The organism is Capnocytophaga sp. oral taxon 326 str. F0382, from assembly GCF_000318295.1.
In the GTDB taxonomy this organism is placed as follows: domain Bacteria; phylum Bacteroidota; class Bacteroidia; order Flavobacteriales; family Flavobacteriaceae; genus Capnocytophaga; species Capnocytophaga periodontitidis.
This window is the reverse complement of record NZ_KB291407.1, coordinates 141723-162542: the sequence shown is the minus strand read 5'-3', so window position 1 is coordinate 162542 and position 20820 is coordinate 141723. Positions and strand designations below refer to the sequence as shown.

The 20820-nt window shown below is 40.1% G+C and carries 18 protein-coding genes; 12 read left to right on the top strand and 6 right to left on the bottom strand.

Features of this window, described 5'->3' with window-relative positions; genetic code table 11:
• Window positions 1-79 precede the first annotated feature (79 nt).
• From HMPREF9073_RS07645 to HMPREF9073_RS07625, 5 genes are all read right to left on the bottom strand, one after another.
• Window positions 80-550: a DinB family protein gene (locus HMPREF9073_RS07645; RefSeq protein ID WP_009750892.1), complete on the bottom strand. Its 471-nt coding sequence runs from the start codon at window positions 548-550 to the stop codon at window positions 80-82.
• Window positions 551-552: 2 nt separating this feature from the next.
• Window positions 553-1656, bottom strand: coding sequence for a glutamine-hydrolyzing carbamoyl-phosphate synthase small subunit (gene carA / locus HMPREF9073_RS07640; RefSeq protein ID WP_009750891.1), 1104 nt, complete (start codon window positions 1654-1656; stop codon window positions 553-555).
• Window positions 1657-1728: 72 nt separating this feature from the next.
• Window positions 1729-6186: a DNA polymerase III subunit alpha gene (dnaE, locus tag HMPREF9073_RS07635; RefSeq protein WP_009750890.1), complete on the bottom strand. Its 4458-nt coding sequence runs from the start codon at window positions 6184-6186 to the stop codon at window positions 1729-1731.
• Window positions 6187-6350: 164 nt separating this feature from the next.
• Complete coding sequence (locus tag HMPREF9073_RS07630; protein ID WP_157453505.1) at window positions 6351-7043, bottom strand: hypothetical protein; 693 nt, start codon at window positions 7041-7043, stop codon at window positions 6351-6353.
• A gap of 151 nt (window positions 7044-7194) precedes the next feature.
• The gene (locus tag HMPREF9073_RS07625) at window positions 7195-7986 is read right to left on the bottom strand and encodes a hypothetical protein (protein ID WP_009750887.1); all 792 of its coding nucleotides are present in this window, start codon (window positions 7984-7986) and stop codon (window positions 7195-7197) included.
• 269 nt (window positions 7987-8255) lie between these two features.
• Between HMPREF9073_RS07625 and HMPREF9073_RS07620 the strand changes: the two genes are divergently transcribed.
• The 8 genes from HMPREF9073_RS07620 (at window position 8256) to groL (ending at window position 16496) form a co-directional block, all read left to right on the top strand.
• Window positions 8256-8870, top strand: coding sequence for an alpha/beta fold hydrolase (locus HMPREF9073_RS07620; protein ID WP_009750886.1), 615 nt, complete (start codon window positions 8256-8258; stop codon window positions 8868-8870).
• Window positions 8871-8898: 28 nt separating this feature from the next.
• Window positions 8899-11262 carry a penicillin-binding protein 1C gene (gene pbpC / locus HMPREF9073_RS07615; RefSeq protein WP_009750885.1) on the top strand — a complete coding sequence of 788 codons (2364 nt, stop codon included), beginning with the start codon at window positions 8899-8901 and terminating at the stop codon, window positions 11260-11262.
• Between the two features lie 677 nt (window positions 11263-11939).
• Window positions 11940-12524: a Holliday junction branch migration protein RuvA gene (ruvA, locus tag HMPREF9073_RS07610; protein WP_009750883.1), complete on the top strand. Its 585-nt coding sequence runs from the start codon at window positions 11940-11942 to the stop codon at window positions 12522-12524.
• 70 nt (window positions 12525-12594) lie between these two features.
• Window positions 12595-13086 carry an LptE family protein gene (locus HMPREF9073_RS07605; protein WP_009419020.1) on the top strand — a complete coding sequence of 164 codons (492 nt, stop codon included), beginning with the start codon at window positions 12595-12597 and terminating at the stop codon, window positions 13084-13086.
• A gap of 41 nt (window positions 13087-13127) precedes the next feature.
• On the top strand, window positions 13128-13967 hold the full coding sequence (locus HMPREF9073_RS07600) for a hypothetical protein (RefSeq protein ID WP_034555630.1): 840 nt from the start codon (window positions 13128-13130) through the stop codon (window positions 13965-13967).
• Window positions 13968-13972: 5 nt separating this feature from the next.
• The gene (gene secG / locus HMPREF9073_RS07595) at window positions 13973-14356 is read left to right on the top strand and encodes a preprotein translocase subunit SecG (RefSeq protein WP_009750881.1); all 384 of its coding nucleotides are present in this window, start codon (window positions 13973-13975) and stop codon (window positions 14354-14356) included.
• A 201-nt stretch (window positions 14357-14557) separates the two neighbouring features.
• Window positions 14558-14836: a co-chaperone GroES gene (gene groES / locus HMPREF9073_RS07590; protein ID WP_002673428.1), complete on the top strand. Its 279-nt coding sequence runs from the start codon at window positions 14558-14560 to the stop codon at window positions 14834-14836.
• 25 nt (window positions 14837-14861) lie between these two features.
• Window positions 14862-16496, top strand: coding sequence for a chaperonin GroEL (gene groL / locus HMPREF9073_RS07585; RefSeq protein WP_009750880.1), 1635 nt, complete (start codon window positions 14862-14864; stop codon window positions 16494-16496).
• Between the two features lie 98 nt (window positions 16497-16594).
• On the opposite strand, the gene HMPREF9073_RS07580 is transcribed toward groL, so the two are convergent.
• Window positions 16595-17977 (bottom strand): DUF5723 family protein, encoded by a 1383-nt coding sequence (locus tag HMPREF9073_RS07580; RefSeq protein WP_009750879.1) that lies wholly within the window; start codon window positions 17975-17977, stop codon window positions 16595-16597.
• Window positions 17978-18113: 136 nt separating this feature from the next.
• On the opposite strand from HMPREF9073_RS07580, the gene HMPREF9073_RS07575 reads away from it, so the two are divergent.
• The 4 genes from HMPREF9073_RS07575 to HMPREF9073_RS07560 all read left to right on the top strand — a co-directional run bounded on the left by HMPREF9073_RS07575 (window position 18114) and on the right by HMPREF9073_RS07560 (window position 20770).
• Window positions 18114-18560: a PepSY-like domain-containing protein gene (locus HMPREF9073_RS07575; protein WP_009750877.1), complete on the top strand. Its 447-nt coding sequence runs from the start codon at window positions 18114-18116 to the stop codon at window positions 18558-18560.
• Window positions 18561-18562: 2 nt separating this feature from the next.
• On the top strand, window positions 18563-18991 hold the full coding sequence (locus HMPREF9073_RS07570) for a PepSY-like domain-containing protein (RefSeq protein ID WP_009750876.1): 429 nt from the start codon (window positions 18563-18565) through the stop codon (window positions 18989-18991).
• Between the two features lie 77 nt (window positions 18992-19068).
• Entirely contained in the window at window positions 19069-19503 is a 435-nt protein-coding gene (locus HMPREF9073_RS07565) for a PepSY-like domain-containing protein (protein WP_009750875.1), read from the top strand.
• Window positions 19504-19525: 22 nt separating this feature from the next.
• The gene (locus HMPREF9073_RS07560) at window positions 19526-20770 is read left to right on the top strand and encodes an NAD(P)/FAD-dependent oxidoreductase (RefSeq protein WP_009750874.1); all 1245 of its coding nucleotides are present in this window, start codon (window positions 19526-19528) and stop codon (window positions 20768-20770) included.
• The last annotated feature ends 50 nt before the right edge of the window (window positions 20771-20820 follow it).

The window sequence follows — 20820 nt, the reverse complement described above, 5'->3', positions numbered from 1 at the left end:
TGAATATATTATGTGACAAAACTGTAAATCAATGCTCTGTTATATCGAACTGATGTTAATTTACTAATTTTCTCATTTGCTAATTACTAAAGCTCTCTCTTCCCCAAAAGAAAGGAGGCTCGATACCTAAAGCGCGGAGGTAAGTATAGCCTTGTCCGCGGTGGTGACTCTCGTTTTCAATGAAGTATAATATCCATTGGGCAAAACTAAAAGTCATTTGATAAATAGTAAACGGTTGGGTATAATCACCTACTTTTTGCCATTCACGGTCGAGAATTTCAGTAGCTCTGTCCCATAAAGCCAATACTTCCGCTTTGGTAGTAGGAAAGTCTCCTTCTAAGAAAAGCGTGTGTTGCTCCTGAAATCTCTCTTTAAAAAGATAGTCCATAACTCTCAAAAACTCTTCTACCATTCCTGAAAATGGACGCAAGTTTGCAATATTGAACTCAAAGAGGTCTTTTTCAGGAAAAGCCTCAATCACCTTGCGGGTGAGGGCACGCACATCTTTTAGGTTAGTGAGCAGTGCTTGTGGTGTAAGTAATTCTTTCATTATTATTTTTTAGTTATCATTTCTACAAATTGGTCGAACAAATAGGTAGCATCGTTGGGGCCTGGAGCGGCTTCGGGGTGATACTGCACACTGAAACATTTCTTACCTTTTACGCGCAAACCCATCACGGTATTGTCGTTTAGGTGGGTATGGGTGATTTCGACATTAGGATTAGCTTCTGCCTCTGCCCTATTCACTGCAAAACCGTGGTTTTGTGAGGTAATCTCGTCCTTACCGGTAAGCAGATTTTTCACGGGGTGGTTGATACCGCGGTGACCATTGTGCATTTTATAAGTACTAATACCGTTGGCTAATGCAATAATTTGATGCCCTAAGCAGATACCAAAAATAGGTAAATCCTCATCAATCATTTGTTTTACTTGAGCAATGACCTCGGTAAGCGGTTCGGGATCGCCAGGCCCATTAGACAAGAAATAGCCATCGGGATTCCACGCTTTAAGCTCAGCTAAAGGCGTGTTGTACGGGAATACTTTGATGTACATATCACGAGCTGCCAAGTTGCGCAAGATATTTCGCTTGATGCCAAAATCGAGTGCTGCTACTTTGTACTTCGCTTCTGGATTGCCAAAAAAATAAGGTTCAGTAACCGACACTTTTGATGCCAATTCTAAACCTTTCATATTAGGAACCTCTTGTAAACGAGCTTTGAGTAGTGCTAAATCATCAGTTTCAGTGGAAATAACAGCATTCATTGATCCATTGTCGCGAATGTAGCTGACCAAAGCACGTGTATCAACTTCGCAAATAGCTACTAAGTGGTTACGGTCTAAAAAATCTTTTAAGGTTTCCTCAGCAAGGGAGCGGGAGGCTTCATAGCTAAAATTTCTGCATACCAGCCCTGCAATTTTCATACCATTTGATTCGTAATCATCGGCGGCAATCCCATAATTACCAATATGAGCATTGGTAGTTACCATAATTTGACCAAAGTATGAGGGATCAGTAAAAATTTCTTGATAGCCCGTCATACCTGTATTGAAACACACTTCGCCAAAAGCAGTACCTTCATAACCAACACTTTTGCCATAAAAGGCAGTGCCATCGGCAAGGAGTAATACTGCTTTTTTCTTTTGTTGATACTTCATTGTGCTATTTCCTTAATTTGAGCGCAAAGGTACAAAATAATTAACAAATAGCAAGGAATGAGGAAGATTTTTTTAATCAGAAAGTCCTAAATCTTCTATTGCGATTTCCTCGTCGTCGTGAGTTTCTTCAGCTTTTTTAGCTACAATTTTCTCGATACGGCGATCGTTGAGATTGTATTGAGCTAATAAATTGTCTAAATCGTCTAAGAAAGATTTGGTAATTGCTACTTTTAAATTGCCATTTTCCATATTGAGATGGATATTCTCTGTTTGATGATGTACCACAAAATAAATAGGCTGGTTACCTTTGTGTTTTTGCAGTAACTCTCTGTAATCGCTAATGAATTTTGGGGTAATATCCTTAATATTTACGTGCAAAGTAAGTTTCTTAGCAAGACTTTCCATTACATCTTGTAACTGCATCATTTGCATAAACTGTATACGAGGTTCGCCTCTTTGGTTGGTTTCTCTATTGAGGAATCCTTCTACTACTTTGAATTTGACATACAAAAACGCTCCAGATACCATATACTTTTGATAGTTCAAATAATCATCTCCAAAGAGTTTAAACTCGTAAGAGCCGTCGTAATCCTCAAGGGTGAGAAAGCCGTACCCTTTTCCGTTCTTAGCCGTACGATGTTGCAGATCGGCTACCATACCCGCTACTGTAAGTTCGCGGTTAATAAAGGGATTCAAGTCTTGTAATTCCGATAGACTGATATTGCAGAAATTGTGTAATTCGTGTTTGAAATCGTCGAGCGGATGTCCTGAGATATAGATACCTACCACCTCCTTTTCACGGCGCAACTGCTCGAGGTTGCCCCACGTTTCACACTTAGGTACCGCAGGTTCAGGGATATCTACTTCACTCTCACCCCCAAACAGACTCATTTGGGCAGAGTTCTTACTCTCTTGGTATTTAGTACCAAAACGAATGGCTTTTTCGAGGAATGGAATACCATCGGCTTCGGCGTGGAAGTACTGAGCACGGTGTACATTAGTGAACGAGTCAAAACCTCCTGCCAATGCAATACTTTCAAAGGCTTTTTTGTTGATACTCTTATAATCTACGCGTTTTGCCAAATCGAAAATAGAGGTATAAGGACGCTCTTGGCGTTGTTCTACAATCGTATCGACAGCAGCTTTTCCTACCCCTTTTACAGCCCCCATCCCGAAGCGTATATCGCCGTTTTTATTTACGGTAAATTCGTACAACGATTCATTTACATCAGGAGGTAACACCTTGATACCCATACGGTGGCACTCTTCGAGGAAGAAAGTAATCGTTTTGATGTCGTTCATATTGTTAGACAATACCGCTGCCATATACTCGGCAGGGTAATTGGCTTTTAGGTAGGCAGTTTGGTACCCCACCCACGCATAACAGGTAGAGTGCGATTTGTTGAACGCATAAGCAGCAAACTTCTCCCAGTCTGCCCATATCTTTTCGAGTTTTTGGGCGTCGTGACCTTTTTCGGAGGCTTGGGTAATGAACTTAGGTTTCATCTTGGCTAGCACGGCTATTTGTTTCTTACCCATCGCCTTACGGAGCACGTCGGCTTCACCTTTGGTAAAACCTGCCAATTTCTGCGATAGCAACATCACCTGTTCTTGATATACGGTAATTCCATAAGTTTCTTTGAGGTATTCCTCCATATCGGGAAGGTCGTACTCAATAGGCTCAATACCATGTTTCCGCTTGATAAAGCTCGGTATATATTCCAATGGGCCTGGACGGTAGAGAGCATTCATCGCGATAAGGTCGGCAAAGACGGTAGGTTTAAGCTCTCGCATATATTTCTGCATACCGGTGGACTCGTATTGGAAAATCCCGACCGTTTCACCACGCTGGAAGAGTTCGTAAGTTTTTTTATCGTCGAGCGGAAAAGCCTCTGCATCGAGCTCTATATTATGCGTTTGTTTGATATTTTCAATAGTATCTTTGATAAGTGTGAGGGTACTGAGCCCCAAGAAGTCCATTTTCAGCAACCCTGCGCTCTCTACTACCGAGTTATCGAACTGAGTCACAAATAGGTCGGAATCTTTGGCTAAAGCTACGGGCACAAAGTTGGTGATATCGTCGGGGGTAATAATCACCCCGCAAGCGTGGATACCCGTGTTGCGCACCGAACCTTCAATAATATTTGCCTGCTGAATGGTTTGGGTACTCTCCTCCTCCCCTTCTCCTGCTAAAAGACGTTTCAGTTCGTCTACTTTTGACAGTTCTTCACTGCGCACTTTTTCTTTGAGGGTTTTATCGTCCCAACCGAACATCTTCCCTAAAGACGACACTCCATTAGGCACCAAGCCCGCTAATCTATTTGACTCTTGTAGAGGTACATCCAGCACGCGAGCCGTATCTTTGATAGCCGATTTGGCAGCCATTTTACCATAGGTAATAATCCGTGCGACCTGACTCTCGCCATACTTATCAATCACATAGTTGATGACATCTTGGCGACCAGAGTCCTCAAAGTCAATATCGATATCGGGCATAGACACACGGTCGGGGTTGAGGAAACGCTCAAAGAGGAGATCGTACTTAATAGGATCCATATTGGTAATATCCAAACAGAACGCCACTGCCGAGCCTGCAGCCGACCCACGACCAGGCCCTACTGATACCCCCATACGTCGCGCTGCTGCGATAAAGTCTTGTACAATAAGGAAGTACCCTGGGTACCCCGTTTTTTCGATAATGGAAAGCTCGAAATCCAAACGCTCGCGCACTTCATCGGTAATTTCAGGGTATTTGCGTTTAGCTCCTTCATAAGTGAGATGACGCAAATAGTTGTTTTCTCCTTTTTTGCCTGTAGGGTCGTCTTCCACCTGAAATTCTTCGGGGATATCAAACTTAGGCAAGAGGATATCACGCGCCAAGCCATAGGGTTCTACCTTGTCAATAATTTCTTGAATATTGAGAATTGCTTCGGGGATATCCCTAAAAAGCGCCTTCATTTCGGCTGAAGTTTTGAAATAATACTCGTTGTTAGGCATTCCAAAACGATAGCCACGACCGCGCCCGATAGGTGTTTTCTGCTTTTCGCCATCTTTCACACACAACAGAATATCGTGGGCATTGGCATCTTTTTTATGGAGATAAAAGGTATTATTAGTAGCGATGAGTTTCACCCCATATTTCTTAGAAAACTCTACAAGGGTTTCGTTCACGCGGTTTTCATCTTCTTGGTTGTGGCGCATCACCTCCAGATAGAAGTCATCGCCAAACTGTTCTTTCCACCACAAGAGCGCCTCTTCAGCTTGCTTGGTACCTATATTCAGTATTTTAGAAGGAATTTCTCCATTCATACCCCCTGAGAGTACCATTAAGTCGCTTTTGTACTGCTCTACAATCGCCTTATCTATACGAGGTACATAGTAAAAGCCTTTGGTAGAAGCGATAGAAGCCATTTTGGTAAGATTGTGATAGCCTTGTTTGTTTTTAGCTAAAATCACCACTTGGTAGCCGTTATCTTGTCGGCTTTTATCTAAGTGATTTTCACAGATATTGAACTCACAACCTATAATAGGCTTGATGAGTGTTTCGGTAGGGGTTTCGCCCTTTTCTTGAGCCTCTTTGTTTTTAGCGTCCGCCTCTTTGTTATGCCCTTGTACGGCTTGCACAAAGTGGAAGGCAGCCATCATATTGCCACTATCGGTAAGTGCTACGGCAGGCATCTTTTCTTTAGCGGTGATTTTTACGAGGTCTTTTATAGAGGTAGTAGATTGTAATATAGAGTGTTGTGTATGGTTATGGAGGTGGGCAAACACCGCATTTTCTAACAATGAAGCATCGGCGTGAGGTTCGGTAGTTTGCGCAGTGCTACTGCTTTTTCGCAAGGCATCGGAAGCCTCTTTGAGGTTCACGTGCTTGAGTCCGATAAGCCCTATAGGTGAGGTGTGATGTCCTTGAAATTCTTTGATATAGTCGTTGCTAAAAGTACCTTCTTGAAAGCCTTCACCGCGTCGTATCAATTCAAAGAAACAGCGGGTGGTTGCCTCTACATCGGCAGTGGCATTGTGTGCCTCGGCAAAGGGTACGCCAAAGAGGAAAGAGTGCAACTCGGTGAGGGTGGGCAACTTATAACGACCTCCTTTTCCGCCAGCTATCTGACAGAGGTTGGCAGTTGCCTCAGTACAAGTGTCGATTACGGGCATCTGCGTAAGCGGACTCTCCACCCCATAACGGTAAAACTCAGCCCCCATAATATTGATATCAAAACCTATATTTTGTCCCACCACATATTGCGCTTTGCTGAGTGCCTCGTTGAAGGCTTTGAACACCTCGGCGATGGGTACCCCTTGTGCTTCTGCTAATTGGGTAGAGATACCGTGTACTTTTTCGGCATCATAAGGCACATCAAAGCCATCGGGCTTTATCAAAAAGTCCTGATGTTCTATGAGTGCGCCCCACTCATCGTGCAATTGCCAAGCAATCTGCACGGCACGAGGCCAGTTGTCACTATCGGTAAGGGGAGCATCCCAACGGCGGGGTAAACCCGTGGTTTCAGTATCGAATATTAAATACATTTTCGTTTAGATAAGAGATAAGAGATAAGAGATAAGAGTTTATTTTGTGAGGGCAAAGGTACAAAATAATTATGGATAGCAAATGAGGTGTAATAAAAACTTTGCCAAAGGCTGTAGTGTATTGAACTACAATCTTTGGCAAAGTGGAATAAAGAGATTGACAACTATTGTACTTGTTTTTTTATTTGCTTTGTTATTAATTCTTGCAAACCCAATTTTTGGTATTCATCGTGCTTTACAATATTACCTTGTTTGTTTACCAAGTTCTTTGTTTTTTCTAAGTACAAGTTTACAATAGGAGTTGCTAAAGCTTGTGGATATTGCTTGACAAAAGTTTTCATTGCCTTTCTTGCTTCGGGAATTTCAGAAGAAGGAGTGTTATCTATGCCAAATATAAAAGTTGTTACATCAGAAGTGTAATTTTCTTTTACCTCTGCTATCTTCTTACTATTAGGGAATTTCTTAATAAAAGTACTTTCGTTGAAAACTAAAACACCTAATTCTTTCCAACTCATTATTAGAGCTGCATCGGCATACATAAACGGACGTATTTGTGTAGTTTTCAAATAGAGTAACATTTCTTCTGAAAGATAGTTTTTAAAAGTATTATTCAAATAATCCTTTTGGAAATAAAACCCTATAAATCCTCCGTTCCAAACATCCGTCAAACCATAATTATCTAATAATTTTTGAAATTCAGGAGTAAAGGTATTTGTATTCTCATCTACATAAGGTTGTAAACAAGTTGGTAATTCATAAGTATCTCCAGTACTTATTGCTGATAATTTGTTATATGCTTCTTTGTAAAATTGTTCAAACAAAGTATCATTTTTAGCCTTATTTGTATTCTTTTTCATTTGAGCAATTGTTTGATTTTGCAAAGTATTTACACTTTTTAAAATAGCTTTACAATCGCTCTGAGCAAGACATAGTGAAATAGATAAAAAGATTAATAGTGTAATGTAATATTTCATTTTTTAAATAAATTTTTAGTTAAACAATAAAAGTTTAGGATTTAGAATACACCCCTAAATACTTCCAAAATATATTTCCTGCTGGTACTGAAGTTTTTTCTCCTCCAAAATCACCTATCGCATAATATAGATCTCCAGAATCCACATCATAAGCAACTGCAATATCAAATTGATAACCAGGACAATTATTACTATTCCTACAATAACTAAACAATAGATACTCTTTACCTTTAATAAAAGTAGCTCCGTATTTAGAACTTAGAGAACGAGCTACTCTTTGTTTAAAAAGCTGAGTTAAGTTTTTTTCTATAGCATTGGCAACAACTTCTAAATTTTCTAAAGCAATAAGCTTCCCGTTTTTTAGCTCAAAAGGAAATTCTTCGGCATATCCACTACTTCCCATTGTATTTACCACTTCGTAAAAGCGTGTGTTTATAGTTTTTTCTCCACTATAGCATTTTTCAAACTGATATTCAGAATCCTCTATACTAATAGCTTCTTTTAAAAGCTGTTCAAATTCATTTTTGCTTGATGCATTTTGGAGTTTTTTTATATATTGAGGGTCGAATGTGTTAGGAACAATACTTTTCATCACCTTTAGTATTTCTTCTTTAGGAACTTTGGTGTTGTACTTGTGAACTTCTTCTACGTAGGGAAGTAGATAATAGTGATGTGCATAATAAGCATAAGCACTGTCTGACAAATAGGTTCTTTCTTTAAAAAGCGTTTCAGTATCGTAAAAAATAATATTACCCTTATTTTGAGAGGAACAACGAGATATTAGTCCTATAAGGGGTATAAGAATTATAAAATATTTTACTTTCATTGTATATAAGAATTAAAATGAGTTACTGAATCAATTTTTTAAATATAAGAGTGTGGAACAATTGCTTAATTTTAGGGCAAGATTACAACATTTTTTCACACTACACAAATATTTTGATATTTATTTTTACATATGAAAATTAACTACTTCATTATCAATATACATTTTCTCTCTTATATATTTTTAACAATAAAAGTAAGAAGAGATTATTAGATAAATAAGATATTACCAAACTTTTCTTTACCTTTGCCTATCTAAATCGTTTTTCTATGGCTCAAAAATATTATGTTTTCAGTGGTTTGGGTGCTGATGAAAGAGTTTTTAAAAACCTATCTTTCGGCGATGCTGAAGTAGAACATATCCAATGGATACCGCCTTTGGCTACTGAAACACTTGCTCAATACGCCCAGCGCATCGCTCAACGAATTACGTATCCTCATCCTGTGCTTGTAGGACTCTCTTTCGGGGGGATGGTGGCTGTAGAAATCGCTAAAATATTACCCGTGAAAAAAGTGATTTTGATTTCCTCAGCAAAAACACGTGATGAATTGCCTCCATCGTACCGTTTTTTAGGAAAACTGCGCTTACACAAATTTTTGCCTTATTCACTGATGAAAAGAGCTAATGCATTCACTTATTGGCTGTTTGGAGTAGATATTCCTGAAGATAAAGCCCTGCTAAAAAGTATTTTAGAAGAGACTCCTACTTCTTTTTTGCGTTGGGCGATAAATGCTATTATAGGATGGCAAAATACTGAAATCCCTACGAATTTTGTTCACTACCACGGCGATAACGACCATATACTTCCTTTTAGATATATTAAAAACGCACAGCAAGTGGTAGGTGGCGGACACTCAATGGTGCTCTCTTTGTGCAAAATATAAAAACTTTTCCTTATATTTGCGCGATTTTATGAAAAAACGTCTTTTACATACCTTTCATTTTCTAAAACAAAAAGTCCGCAAGCACCCTATCAAAACAGCAATACTGTTATGCTGCCTTGTCTGGTATGCTTTCTGTCTACCTCGTCAGCTCTTCCCACAACCTTATGCCACGGTGTTGGAAAGTAGCGAGGGTAAATTACTTGGGGCTAAGATTGCAAACGACGGACAATGGCGTTTTCCTGAAGTAGACAGTGTGCCCTACCGCTTTAAAATGTCGGTATTGCAGTTCGAAGATGCTCATTTTTATTACCATTGGGGGGTAAATCCCATATCGGTAGTCAAGGCTCTCTATCGCAATGTGAGCAGTGGTAAAGTACAGCGCGGGGGCAGTACGCTCACCCAGCAGGTGATACGCATCGCTCGTGAGCACCAACAGCGCACTTATTTCGAGAAACTCATTGAAATGATATGGGCTACCCGGTTGGAGTTCCGCTATTCTAAGGAGAGCATTCTCAAACTCTACGCCTCTCACGCTCCCTTTGGTGGCAACGTTGTGGGACTCGATATGGCAGCCTGGCGTTACTTTGGTGTCGCTCCTCATCAGCTCTCGTGGGCACAATCGGCTACATTGGCAGTCCTCCCTAATGCACCCAGCCTTATCTTTCCTGGTAAGAACCAAGAACGTCTCTTGCAGAAACGCAATGCGTTGCTTTACAAACTCCTCCTTAAAAATATCATCGATAAAGAAACATACGATTTGGCACTTCTCGAACCTCTTCCTGCTGAACCTCACCCTATTCCACAACTTGCGCCTCACCTGCTTATTTTTGCTTCTAAAACCCAAGAAGGCGAGCGTATTAGCTCTACGGTGTCGTTAAACTTGCAAGAGAAGGTAAACAGCCTTGTAGCAGGGTATTACACCCACTACTCGCAATCCGAAATCTATAATATGGCAGCTTTGGTGGTAGAAGTGAAAACACGAAAAGTGCTCGCCTACGTAGGCAATACCCCTACCGATACCGACCATCAAAAAGATGTGGATATCGTGCACGCACCTCGCAGTACGGGTAGTGTGCTCAAACCTTTTCTCTATGCAGCGATGTTGCACGAGGGAGAACTCCTCCCCACCCAGTTAGTACCCGATGTTCCTACTCAAATAGGAGGTTATTCACCTCAGAATTTTAGCAATAGTTTTGAAGGTGCTGTCTCTGCCGATATGGCTTTAGCCAAATCGCTAAACATTCCATTTGTATGGCTCTTAAAGCAGTTTACTACCTATCGTTTCTACGATGTGTTACAACACTTGCAACTGAAAAACATCAACCGCCACCCCGACCATTATGGTCTTTCCATTATCCTCGGAGGTGCCGAGAGCAATCTGTGGGATTTGGCACAGGCGTATACCAATTTAGCTTCGGAAACGGAAGTCTTTGCGCGCACCCAGCACTATCGTACTAAGGAATTTCAGCACTTGCGTTATACCGATACTGCCCCCTTAGATTTCGGAAAAAACACTCGCGAACTACCTACACTCAGGGCGGGAGCGCTCTACAAGATGTTTAGTGCAATGAAGGAAGTGAACCGCCCTACCGATGATATAGCGTGGCGCTACTACGAGTCGTCGCGCAAGATAGCGTGGAAAACGGGTACCAGCTTTGGCAATAAAGATGCGTGGGCGATTGGAGCTACACCTCAATATGTGGTGGCTGTGTGGGTAGGCAATGCCACAGGCGAAGGACGTCCCACCCTCACAGGGGCTACCTATGCCGCTCCGGTAATGTTCAGTATCTTCAACGCCCTCCCTCCTACTTCGTGGTTTTCAGAACCCTTAGACGACCTGCGCGAGGTATCCGTCTGTGCCAATTCTGGTTTCCTTGCCAAACCCGAATGCACTAAGCAAACAGTACTCAGCAATCTCGCTCCTAAGGAAGTAGGACAATGTCCTTATCATAAGCTCGTACACCTCGACCGTGACGAGCAGTACCAAGTAAACACCTCGTGTGAGTCTCCACAAAACATTGTAAACAAAGCGTGGTTCGTGTTACCTCCCGTAATGGAATGGTATTACAAACAGCAACACATTCACTACAAGCCACTTCCTCCCCTACGTCCCGATTGCACACAAGGCAATCTGCAAAGGGGCTTGGATTTCGTTTACCCCAAACACCAAAGCGTACTCTACACCACTAAAACTTTTGGAGGCGAGCAACAACCCTTTATAGCGAAGGCTGCCAATCGCGAAGGCAAGGTTTTTTGGTATTTAGACGATGCTTTTCTCGGCACCACCGAAACCTTTCACGAAATGAATATCTTTGCCCCCAAAGGCAATCACACCCTGCGTATCATCAACGAAAAAGGCGAAGAAAGAGCCATTACCATTATATGCCGATAGCCCAATTTACTAATTTTCTAATTTGCTAATTTATCAATTTACCAATTTATATCCGTCTTTCCTTAATTGCCTGTTGTCCTACAACCTTTGGCAAAGTTAAATACATTTAACCTTTCCGTCACTAATTCCCCCTTTGAAGATAACCAGCAACAGCTGAGTATGTGAGAAGGAAGATATTTTCACCACATTACCTTCGACTTTTTCATCACTACATTCCCCCTCTCCTTGGGAGAGGGACGGGGTGAGGATTCTCTTTCTTTCGCCTCGAAACCCCGTTTTTAACATTTTTTGCACTGTTGTATCATATTATGAATCAACCTTTTATATACCCTTCCTATACCAATCGTCCAAGATTCGTATAAGCTTCCTATAAGCTCTCTATAAGCTACCCCCACCCTTCTCATAGCCTTTTTTTATTAAAAACTCTCCCTCCCTTCTTCCGAACTTCTCCGATATCTTCCGAATCCCTCAACCCTCTACATTTGCTAATCTGCTAATTTAACAGCCCGTGTGGCTCACACTGCCTGTGCGGCTCGCACCTTTGGCAAAGTTAATCTCTTCTAGTTCAAGCTTGTAACTCGCACCCCATTTGCTAATTTTCTAATTCTCTCATTTTCTAATTTGCTAATTCTCTAATTATTTGTACTTTTGCACTACTCAATCGACAATTTGAACTAATGATTACACAATTACAAGGAAAACTCGTAGAAAAGAACCCTACTCACGTAGTGATCGACTGCCACGGGGTGGGCTATTTTGTAAATATCAGTCTGAATACTTATTCAGCGCTACCCGAAGGCGAAGCCATTAAGCTATACACTTATCTGCAAATAAAAGAAGATGCCCATACACTCTATGGTTTCCTCACCAAAGCCGAACGCGAAGTGTTTGTATTGCTTCTTTCGGTATCGGGAGTAGGTGCTAGCACTGCCCGTACGATGCTCTCAGCACTTACCGCTGCACAAGTGCGCAGTGCTATCATCAATGGCGAGGTTGCTACCATTCAAGCAGTAAAAGGTATAGGTGCTAAAACAGCCCAACGGGTAATATTAGACTTAAAAGATAAAATGCTCAAGCTCCAAGACTTTGAAGAGGTGCCGATGAACGCTGTAAGCTCCCACAAAGAAGAAGCGCTTGCTGCCTTAGAAGTATTGGGCTTTATGCGCAAACAAGCCGAAAAAGTAGTCGATATCATTATCAAATCGAGTAGCGAAGAGCTTTCAGTAGAAGAAATTATCAAGCAAGCCCTCAAACGCTTGTAAAAAAATTCATCATTCGTAATTTGTCATTCGTAATTATTTTCGTATCTTTGCCCGCTAATTGATTGGTAAAATGAAATATATCTTATATATACTCTTGGCTTTCACCGCTATAAGTTGTGGCATCTACAACTTTACAGGAGGAAGTACAGGCGATGCAAAGACTTTTCAAGTAAACTTCTTTCGCAACGATGCTCCCTTGGTAGAACCTGGCCTCGACCGCGATTTTACCATCGCCCTACAAGATTTGATTAACAACCAAACCAACCTCAGCCTTACCGATCGCAATGGCGACCTGGTGTACGAAGGCGAAATCGTAGAGTTTAACATTACCCCTATGACGGCTACCGCAGGACAAACCGCTGCCCAAAACCGTGTAACCATAGGCGTAAATGTGCGCTTTACTAATCATAAAGAAGATAAAAAAGACTTTGAAAAACGCTTTTCTTTTTACTATGATTATCCTGCTGCTACGCAATTCAACTCAGTAAAAGGCGAAGCTATCCCACAGATATTCGAGCGTATCACCCAAGATATTTTCAACGCCTCATTAGCAGATTGGTAAATCAACAAATCGGCATATTGATAAATCGACAAATTAGCACATTGACTGTAAAGGAATTCATAGAGATTATTAGACATCCCTACACTATCAACGATGATCAAGTATATGAACTCGATGAAATAGTGAAGGAATATCCCTATTTTCAAGCAGCAAGGGTGTTACAACTCAAAATATTGCATTCTGAAGGAAATTACAAATACAACAAAGCTCTAAAACTCGCTGCTGTACACGTAACCGACCGATCAGTATTGTTTGATTTTATCAACTCTAAAACTATTATTCCTGATTTTTCAGCATTGCGCCGTGATTTTGAGCGCATTCGCAAAGCCCGTGAACGCAAAGAAGCTGAAGAAACTGAAAACACCCCACCAAAAGTAAGTTATATCGACCACGAACCACGATCTTACCGCCCCGACTTACCCAATAAATCAATTTTTGAAGAACCTATCTTCCCTGAAGATTTGGTAAATCACCAAGAATTAGCTGATGTTTTTATCGCTAAAGAACCTGAAGAAAAACCAAAAACCGATGCTGACAACATCTCTCAATGGTTAGAAAACATCTCTGAAGAGCATAATGAAGTCGCCTACAAAGACGATAAAGTAGCCGAGAAATTTAAACTCATCGATAAGTTCTTAGAAAGCAATCCCAAGATTGAAGCCTCAAGAGATTATGTATCCAACGTAAATTTAGCCGATGAAGTAAAGTCTGACCCTAAACAATTAATGACCGAAACATTGGCGCAAGTATATGTAAATCAGCGCAAATTCAAACAAGCTATTCAGGCTTATGAAATATTAATTTTGAAAAATCCAAAAAAAAGTGCTTACTTTGCAGCCCAAATAGAAAATATTAAAAAATTACAGCAAAATAATTTATAAGAAAAATGACAACATTTAACATCTTTTTAGTGCTCATTGTGATAGTATGTTTACTACTCGCTTTGGTTATTATGGTACAAAACCCTAAAGGAGGCGGACTTTCTTCTACTTTTGGAGGTAACACCCAAGTAGTAGGAGGCGTAAAGAAAACAGGCGACTTCCTCGAACGCAGTACTTGGACTTTTGCTACTGCTTTAGCTGTGCTTATCCTTATTGCTAACACCTTAATAGCCAACAATAATAATGGTGTGACTGGCGACTCTAAATTATTAGATGGCAGCACCCCCGCTGCTCCAGTAAACCAACTCAATCAGCAAGCACCCGCTAACAACAACGCTACTCAACAAGTGCCTGCTACTCCTGCCACATCTTCTAATACAGGAAACTAAACTGACAAAAAGTCAGTTATTTCAGATTGGCACACTTTCTGAAATATCCTCTTCGATTTTTTATAAAGGGAATTAAAATACTAAACAAAAGGTTGAAAACAGAACTTTGACAAGGTTTTTAAAACTTTGTCAAAGTTTTCTAACACCTAACTTCTTATCCCTAACTTTCTAAGTAAACAAATATTTAAAAACTAAACAATAATGGCAAAATTGAATATCAAACCTTTAGCTGATAGAGTAGTGATTGAGCCCGCAGTGGCCGAAACTACTACTGCATCAGGTATTATCATCCCTGATACTGCAAAAGAAAAACCTCAAAAAGGTACCGTTGTAGCCGTAGGTGCAGGTACTAAAGATAACCCTGTTACCCTAAAAGTAGGTGATACTGTACTCTATGGCAAATATGCTGGTACTGAACTCAAATTAGAAGGTAAAGACTACCTCATTATGCGTGAAAACGACGTATTAGCAGTTATCTAATCTTAAACATTAAAAATTAGAAAAAATGGCAAAAGACATTAAATTTGATATAGACGCTCGCGAAGGTCTTAAACGCGGCGTTGATGCATTAGCTAATGCAGTAAAAGTAACCTTAGGTCCTAAAGGACGTAACGTAATTATTAGCAAATCATTCGGTTCTCCTCAAGTAACTAAAGATGGGGTGAGCGTTGCTAAAGAAATTGAATTAGAAGACGCTCTCGAAAATATGGGCGCTCAAATGGTAAAAGAAGTAGCTTCTAAAACTAACGACCTCGCTGGTGATGGTACTACTACCGCTACTGTTTTGGCTCAAGCCATCGTAAAAGAAGGACTCAAAAACGTAGCTTCTGGCGCTAACCCAATGGATTTGAAACGCGGTATCGACAAAGCTGTTGTAAAAATCGTAGAACACTTGGCTAAACAAGCTAAAGAAGTAGGTTCTTCTTCTGAAAAAATTAGACAAGTAGCTTCTATCTCAGCTAACAACGATGATACTATCGGAGAACTTATCGCTCAAGCATTCGAGAAAGTTGGTAAAGAAGGGGTTATCACCGTAGAAGAAGCTAAAGGTACTGATACTTACGTAGACGTAGTAGAAGGTATGCAGTTTGATCGCGGTTACCTCTCTCCTTACTTCGTTACCGATTCTGAAAAGATGGTAGCTGAACTCGATCACCCTTACATCTTGTTGTACGACAAGAAAATCTCCACTATGAAGGACTTGCTTCCTGTATTAGAGCCTGTAGCACAATCTGGCAAACCACTTTTGATTATCGCTGAAGATATCGATGGGGAAGCTTTGGCTACCTTAGTAGTGAACAAATTGCGCGGTACTCTTCGCATCGCTGCTGTAAAAGCTCCTGGTTTTGGCGACCGTCGCAAAGCTATGCTCGAAGATATCGCTATCCTTACGGGGGGTACTGTAATCGCTGAAGAAAGAGGATTTACTCTCGAAAATGCTACTATTGATATGCTCGGTACTGCCGAAAGAGTAAGCATCGACAAAGATAACACTACCATTGTAAATGGAGCTGGTAAATCTGAAGATATCAAAGCACGCGCAGCCCAAATCAAAGCTCAAATCGAAAATACAACTTCCGATTACGATCGTGAAAAACTACAAGAACGTTTAGCTAAACTTTCTGGCGGAGTAGCTGTATTATATATAGGTGCTGCTTCAGAAGTAGAAATGAAAGAGAAAAAAGACCGCGTAGACGATGCGCTTCACGCTACTCGTGCCGCTGTTGAAGAAGGTATCGTAGCAGGGGGTGGTATTGCTCTTCTCCGTGCTAAAAACGCTTTAGCAAAACTTAAACCTGCTAACGCCGATGAAGAAACTGGTATTAAAATCATCCTCAAAGCATTGGAAGCTCCTTTGCGCACTATCGTAGAAAACGCTGGTGTTGAAGGTTCTGTAATCGTAGCTCGCGTACTCGATGCTTCAAGAGATGCTTACGGATACAATGCCAAAACAGGTACTTATACCGATATGTTCAAAGCTGGTATCATCGACCCTAAAAAGGTAACTCGTGTTGCCCTTGAAAACGCTGCCTCAGTAGCTGGTATGATTCTCACTACCGAATGCGCTTTAGTTGATATCAAAGACGATAAAGCAATGGCTATGCCTCCAATGGGCGGCGGAATGCCAGGAATGATGTAATTATAAATTCATAGCATTATTATCATATTTTATTAACACGAAAATCGGGGAGAGTTTCACAAGAAACTCTCCCCGATTTTATAATTGATATCAAATGATTAAATACTTTGATAAGCTCTGTGTCCAAATCTCACTCCAAAGAAGAAATTCAAATCTTTAGCTGATTTAGTAAGATTACTCAATATAGTGTTAGAACCTATTACAAAAGGACCTAAACGCAAAGCAAGACCGATATTTGTTTTTGAAATTTGGTTATACGAAAGAGGTAAATAAGCCCCTAAGTACTCTGTTTCTACACGTGGTGTAAGCGAAACTTCATTAGCATAAGCCGCTGTATAAGCATTGCTTTTATTAGTAAGATTGAAACGGGTAGCTAAATTCACAAAGAAAGGTTGCGCTATACGGTAATCTACACTCAAGTTCAAAGAAGTAGGTAAAGATACTTTTATCTTCTCGGTAACTGCAGCGTTATCTCCAAAGGTATTTTTTAGTTTTTCTTCTGATAAGTCATCCATTGTGAGGCTAGCTACACCAGAAGCTGGCATACGATAACGTTGTGAATCTTTAGTAGGTGTATATTGCAATCTTCCAATATCCATTATAGAAACCCCTACTCTCAAATCGTGAGAATTGTTATGACAACGAGGACAACCATCCTTTTTATACTCATAAGTAGCCCCTAAATCAAATCCTACAGTAGACGCTTTAGACTTAAAGTACAAATCGCTCGCATTGATATTATCAGTATCTACTAAACTTGTTCCTCCATTAAGTATTTCTACTACCCCATTGTGAGACTGGATATTAAGTATGGTACTTTTAGTAGATCTATCCACTGTAAGTGAAGCCGTAGCCCCTTCAAAGTTTCTAAAACCTGCATACACATTACCTGAGCCTTGTATTATTTTTAAACTTGCTCCTGCTTTGATAGCATTATGCCCATCAAAATAGAGCTCACCTGCCCAAGAAAATCCTATTTCTGAAAAAATATGCGCTGCTATTTCTTGGTTGTTCAAATTTAACTGATAAGACTGATCCAAGTCTAATTTTTCAGCATCAGTAAAGATTGACTGCAACAGTTTAGCATCAAAGTTTCTCACGTTACCTAATGCACGTACACGAGAAAAAACTCCCACAGTGTGTTGGTCGTTGATTTTCACATAAAGTGAAGGCCCCATCACATCTACATTTACTTTAGCATCAATACGCTCTCTAAGCAAAGGATTATTTGCATCATTACGTGTAAAGTCATTAAAACTTTTAGTAATGTCGGTATCCATTTTGATAGCATTATTCGCCAAACCAAAATTTACCAAAAACAAACTAGCATCCCAAGGGCGCTTACTGCTAATCATATAAGCAGGATTTGCTGTGGTTTGTATCACTCCAGAGTAATAACTCTCTCTAAGCCCTGCAAACGATTGCTGAGCTTCCATCGCTATTGTCGTTAAAAACAAAGCTGATAAAATTACTTTTTTCATTGTATAAAAAGAACATTAAAATTTGTGCGCAAATGTACAACTTTTTATCAAATAAAAAATAAAAAATGTAATTCATTTTGCTCTCTTAATATTTTTATCTACTTTTGTCGCCATAAACATTTTAATTCTAAAAAAGATGAATACACTTAAAACACTATCAACAATAGCTTTTTCATTATTAGTTTTTGGAATAGCTACTGCTCAGGACGAAGGACTTGTGCCTGCCAGCGCCTTGCCTGCCAACGCACAAACTTTTGTAAATCAATATTTTTCTGCTAACGATATCGTTTCGGTATGGCAAGATACTGAAAAAGGTAAAGTAGAAGAATATACTGTACTTTTTGCCGACGGCACTGAAGTAGAATTTCACGCTGATGGCAACTGGAAAGAAGTAAAAGCCCGTAACGGACAAGTATCACCTAAAATCGTTCCTGTTAAAATAGCTAAATACGTACACAAAAAGTTCCCTAAAGCAATGATTAAAGAAATCAAAAAAGGGCGTACCAAATACGAAATCGACCTTACTAACAACGTAGAACTTCTCTTTAACTTAAATGGTAATTTCTTAAAAATTGACGACTAAATATGAAATACTTTTTATTACTCATCGTTGCTACACTTACTTTTAGTGCAGCCTCTGCTCAAAACAAAAAAATAACTTTTAACGATCTTCCGTCTGAAGCTATCAACTATATAGATAATCGCTCCTTAGCTAATGATATTACTTCAGTATGGAAAAACACCAATGACAACATATACACTGTTATTTTTAATGATGGAACTGAAATCGAGTTTAATAACAACGGCGAATGGAAAGAAGCTAAAATAAACAATGAAAAATTTTCAGTATTCTTAGTTCCTGAAAAAGTATTAGGCTATATACAAGCTAATTACCCTCTTGAGTCTGTCAGAAAAGTATCACGCAATCTCGATAAAAAAGGGTACAAAACTGAACTTTCTAATAAAAAAGAACTTAATTTTGACGAAAATTTCAATTTTGTTAAAGCTAGATAATTTCTCTATTGATTGTTCAATCCCTATTGACTTTCTTAAAACTAAACAGTTAAACACTTAAAAAATAGACAACTCAAATGAAACGTTTTTTATTACTCATCGCTGCTACACTTAGCTTTAGCGCTGCATCTGCTCAAGACTCTAAAGTAACTTTTAACGACCTTCCTGCCGATGCTATCAACTTCGTGCGTGAACATTTTCTGGTAGACCATATCGCTTCTGTTTGGAAAGATACTGATTACAACGACGAGGAGTACACTGTTATCTTCCGCGACGGACTTGAAATAGAGTTCAATGGCAACGGCGATTGGAAAGAACTCAAAGCGCGTCACGGCAAAGTACCTGATCACGTAGTACCCGAAAAAATATTGGCTCACGTACGCGCCACCTTCCCTTTTGAATCTATCAAAGAAGTATCCCGCAATCTCACCAAAAAGAGATACGAAGCCGAACTTACTGACGATCAAGAACTCAAATTCGACGATAAATTCAATTTTATTGGAGTAAAATAATCTCCCATTAATTATTAATTGAATGTATGACCTAATCATTATCGGTGGAGGAGCTGCAGGCTTCTTCACCGCTATTAATACCGCCGAAAACCGTCCTGATTTTAAAATTGCTATCCTCGAAAAAAGTAAAAATGTGCTCCACAAAGTGCAAATTTCGGGTGGGGGGCGTTGCAATCTCACCAATGCTATTTTTACCCCTCAAGAACTCGTAAAGAACTATCCGCGAGGCAGTAAGGAACTCCTTAGTCCGTTTCATCGCTTTATGTGCGGTGATACTATGGAATGGTTTGAAGCACACGGTGTTTCTCTCAAAACAGAACCAGACGGTCGTGTATTTCCCGCTTCTAATTCTTCGGAAAGCGTTGTAAACTGCTTTCTCAACGCAATCAAAAAACACCACATTCAAGTCTTCACTCAACAGAACGTACAAGCCCTTTCCCCTACTTCCGAAAGTTGGAAAATCACTACATCTAACTCAACCTATAAGACTCGTAATTTGGTAATTAGCACGGGCAGCAACCCTAAAATATGGCAACTGTTAGCTTCTTTAGGGCATACAATTATCCCCCCTGTTCCCTCACTTTTCACTTTTAACACTTCTACTCAATGGGCAAAAGAGCTCTCAGGAATTGCAGTAAATGCTACAGTACACTTGTTTAGCCAAGGAGGTAAATCGCTCAAAATCACCGAAACCGCTCCACTGCTCTTCACACACAATGGTTTTAGTGGCCCTGCGGTGTTGCGCGCCTCAGCTTGGGGAGCTCGCATATTAGCAGAATGTAACTACCAATGCCTGATGGAAGTGAACTTCACTGCTCACAACAGCGAGACACTTACTTACGACGAAACGCTTCTCTTTTTACAAGATTGCAAACAACAAAACGGACGCAAAACGATGCAAAATTTCACATTGTTTGAACTCCCTAAACGCTTGTGGAATTCCCTTTTAGATAGCGCTGGTATTGCTCCTGCACAACTATGGGCAGAGCTCAACAAATCGCAACTGCACCATCTTGCCAAAATACTTACCCAATGCCGTTTTCCTATAGAAGGTAAAGCTACTTTCAAAGAAGAATTTGTAACAGCTGGAGGGGTAAAACTCTCCGAAATCAACTTCAAAACCTATGAGAGCAAGCTGCACCCTCATCTCTATTTAGCTGGCGAAGTACTCGATATCGATGCTATTACAGGAGGCTTCAACTTTCAAAACGCTTGGACGGGAGGCTATATCATCGCTGAAAATTTTGTAGTAAAAAACAGTAAATAGACTCAAAATCATCTTTGTATCACAAACTTTATCAAAGTTTAAAGACTTTT

Excerpts from the sequence above, each read along its gene's own strand:
- HMPREF9073_RS07645 (WP_009750892.1), bottom strand. The coding sequence starts at position 550 with ATGAAAGAATTACTTACACCACAAGCACTGCTCACTAACCTAAAAGAT.
- carA (WP_009750891.1), bottom strand. The coding sequence starts at position 1,656 with ATGAAGTATCAACAAAAGAAAAAAGCAGTATTACTCCTTGCCGATGGC.
- dnaE (WP_009750890.1), bottom strand. The coding sequence starts at position 6,186 with ATGTATTTAATATTCGATACTGAAACCACGGGTTTACCCCGCCGTTGG.
- HMPREF9073_RS07630 (WP_157453505.1), bottom strand. The coding sequence starts at position 7,043 with ATGAAAAAGAATACAAATAAGGCTAAAAATGATACTTTGTTTGAACAA.
- HMPREF9073_RS07625 (WP_009750887.1), bottom strand. The coding sequence starts at position 7,986 with ATGAAAGTAAAATATTTTATAATTCTTATACCCCTTATAGGACTAATA.
- HMPREF9073_RS07620 (WP_009750886.1), top strand. The coding sequence starts at position 8,256 with ATGGCTCAAAAATATTATGTTTTCAGTGGTTTGGGTGCTGATGAAAGA.
- pbpC (WP_009750885.1), top strand. The coding sequence starts at position 8,899 with ATGAAAAAACGTCTTTTACATACCTTTCATTTTCTAAAACAAAAAGTC.
- ruvA (WP_009750883.1), top strand. The coding sequence starts at position 11,940 with ATGATTACACAATTACAAGGAAAACTCGTAGAAAAGAACCCTACTCAC.
- HMPREF9073_RS07605 (WP_009419020.1), top strand. The coding sequence starts at position 12,595 with ATGAAATATATCTTATATATACTCTTGGCTTTCACCGCTATAAGTTGT.
- secG (WP_009750881.1), top strand. The coding sequence starts at position 13,973 with ATGACAACATTTAACATCTTTTTAGTGCTCATTGTGATAGTATGTTTA.
- groES (WP_002673428.1), top strand. The coding sequence starts at position 14,558 with ATGGCAAAATTGAATATCAAACCTTTAGCTGATAGAGTAGTGATTGAG.
- groL (WP_009750880.1), top strand. The coding sequence starts at position 14,862 with ATGGCAAAAGACATTAAATTTGATATAGACGCTCGCGAAGGTCTTAAA.
- HMPREF9073_RS07580 (WP_009750879.1), bottom strand. The coding sequence starts at position 17,977 with ATGAAAAAAGTAATTTTATCAGCTTTGTTTTTAACGACAATAGCGATG.
- HMPREF9073_RS07575 (WP_009750877.1), top strand. The coding sequence starts at position 18,114 with ATGAATACACTTAAAACACTATCAACAATAGCTTTTTCATTATTAGTT.
- HMPREF9073_RS07570 (WP_009750876.1), top strand. The coding sequence starts at position 18,563 with ATGAAATACTTTTTATTACTCATCGTTGCTACACTTACTTTTAGTGCA.
- HMPREF9073_RS07565 (WP_009750875.1), top strand. The coding sequence starts at position 19,069 with ATGAAACGTTTTTTATTACTCATCGCTGCTACACTTAGCTTTAGCGCT.
- HMPREF9073_RS07560 (WP_009750874.1), top strand. The coding sequence starts at position 19,526 with ATGTATGACCTAATCATTATCGGTGGAGGAGCTGCAGGCTTCTTCACC.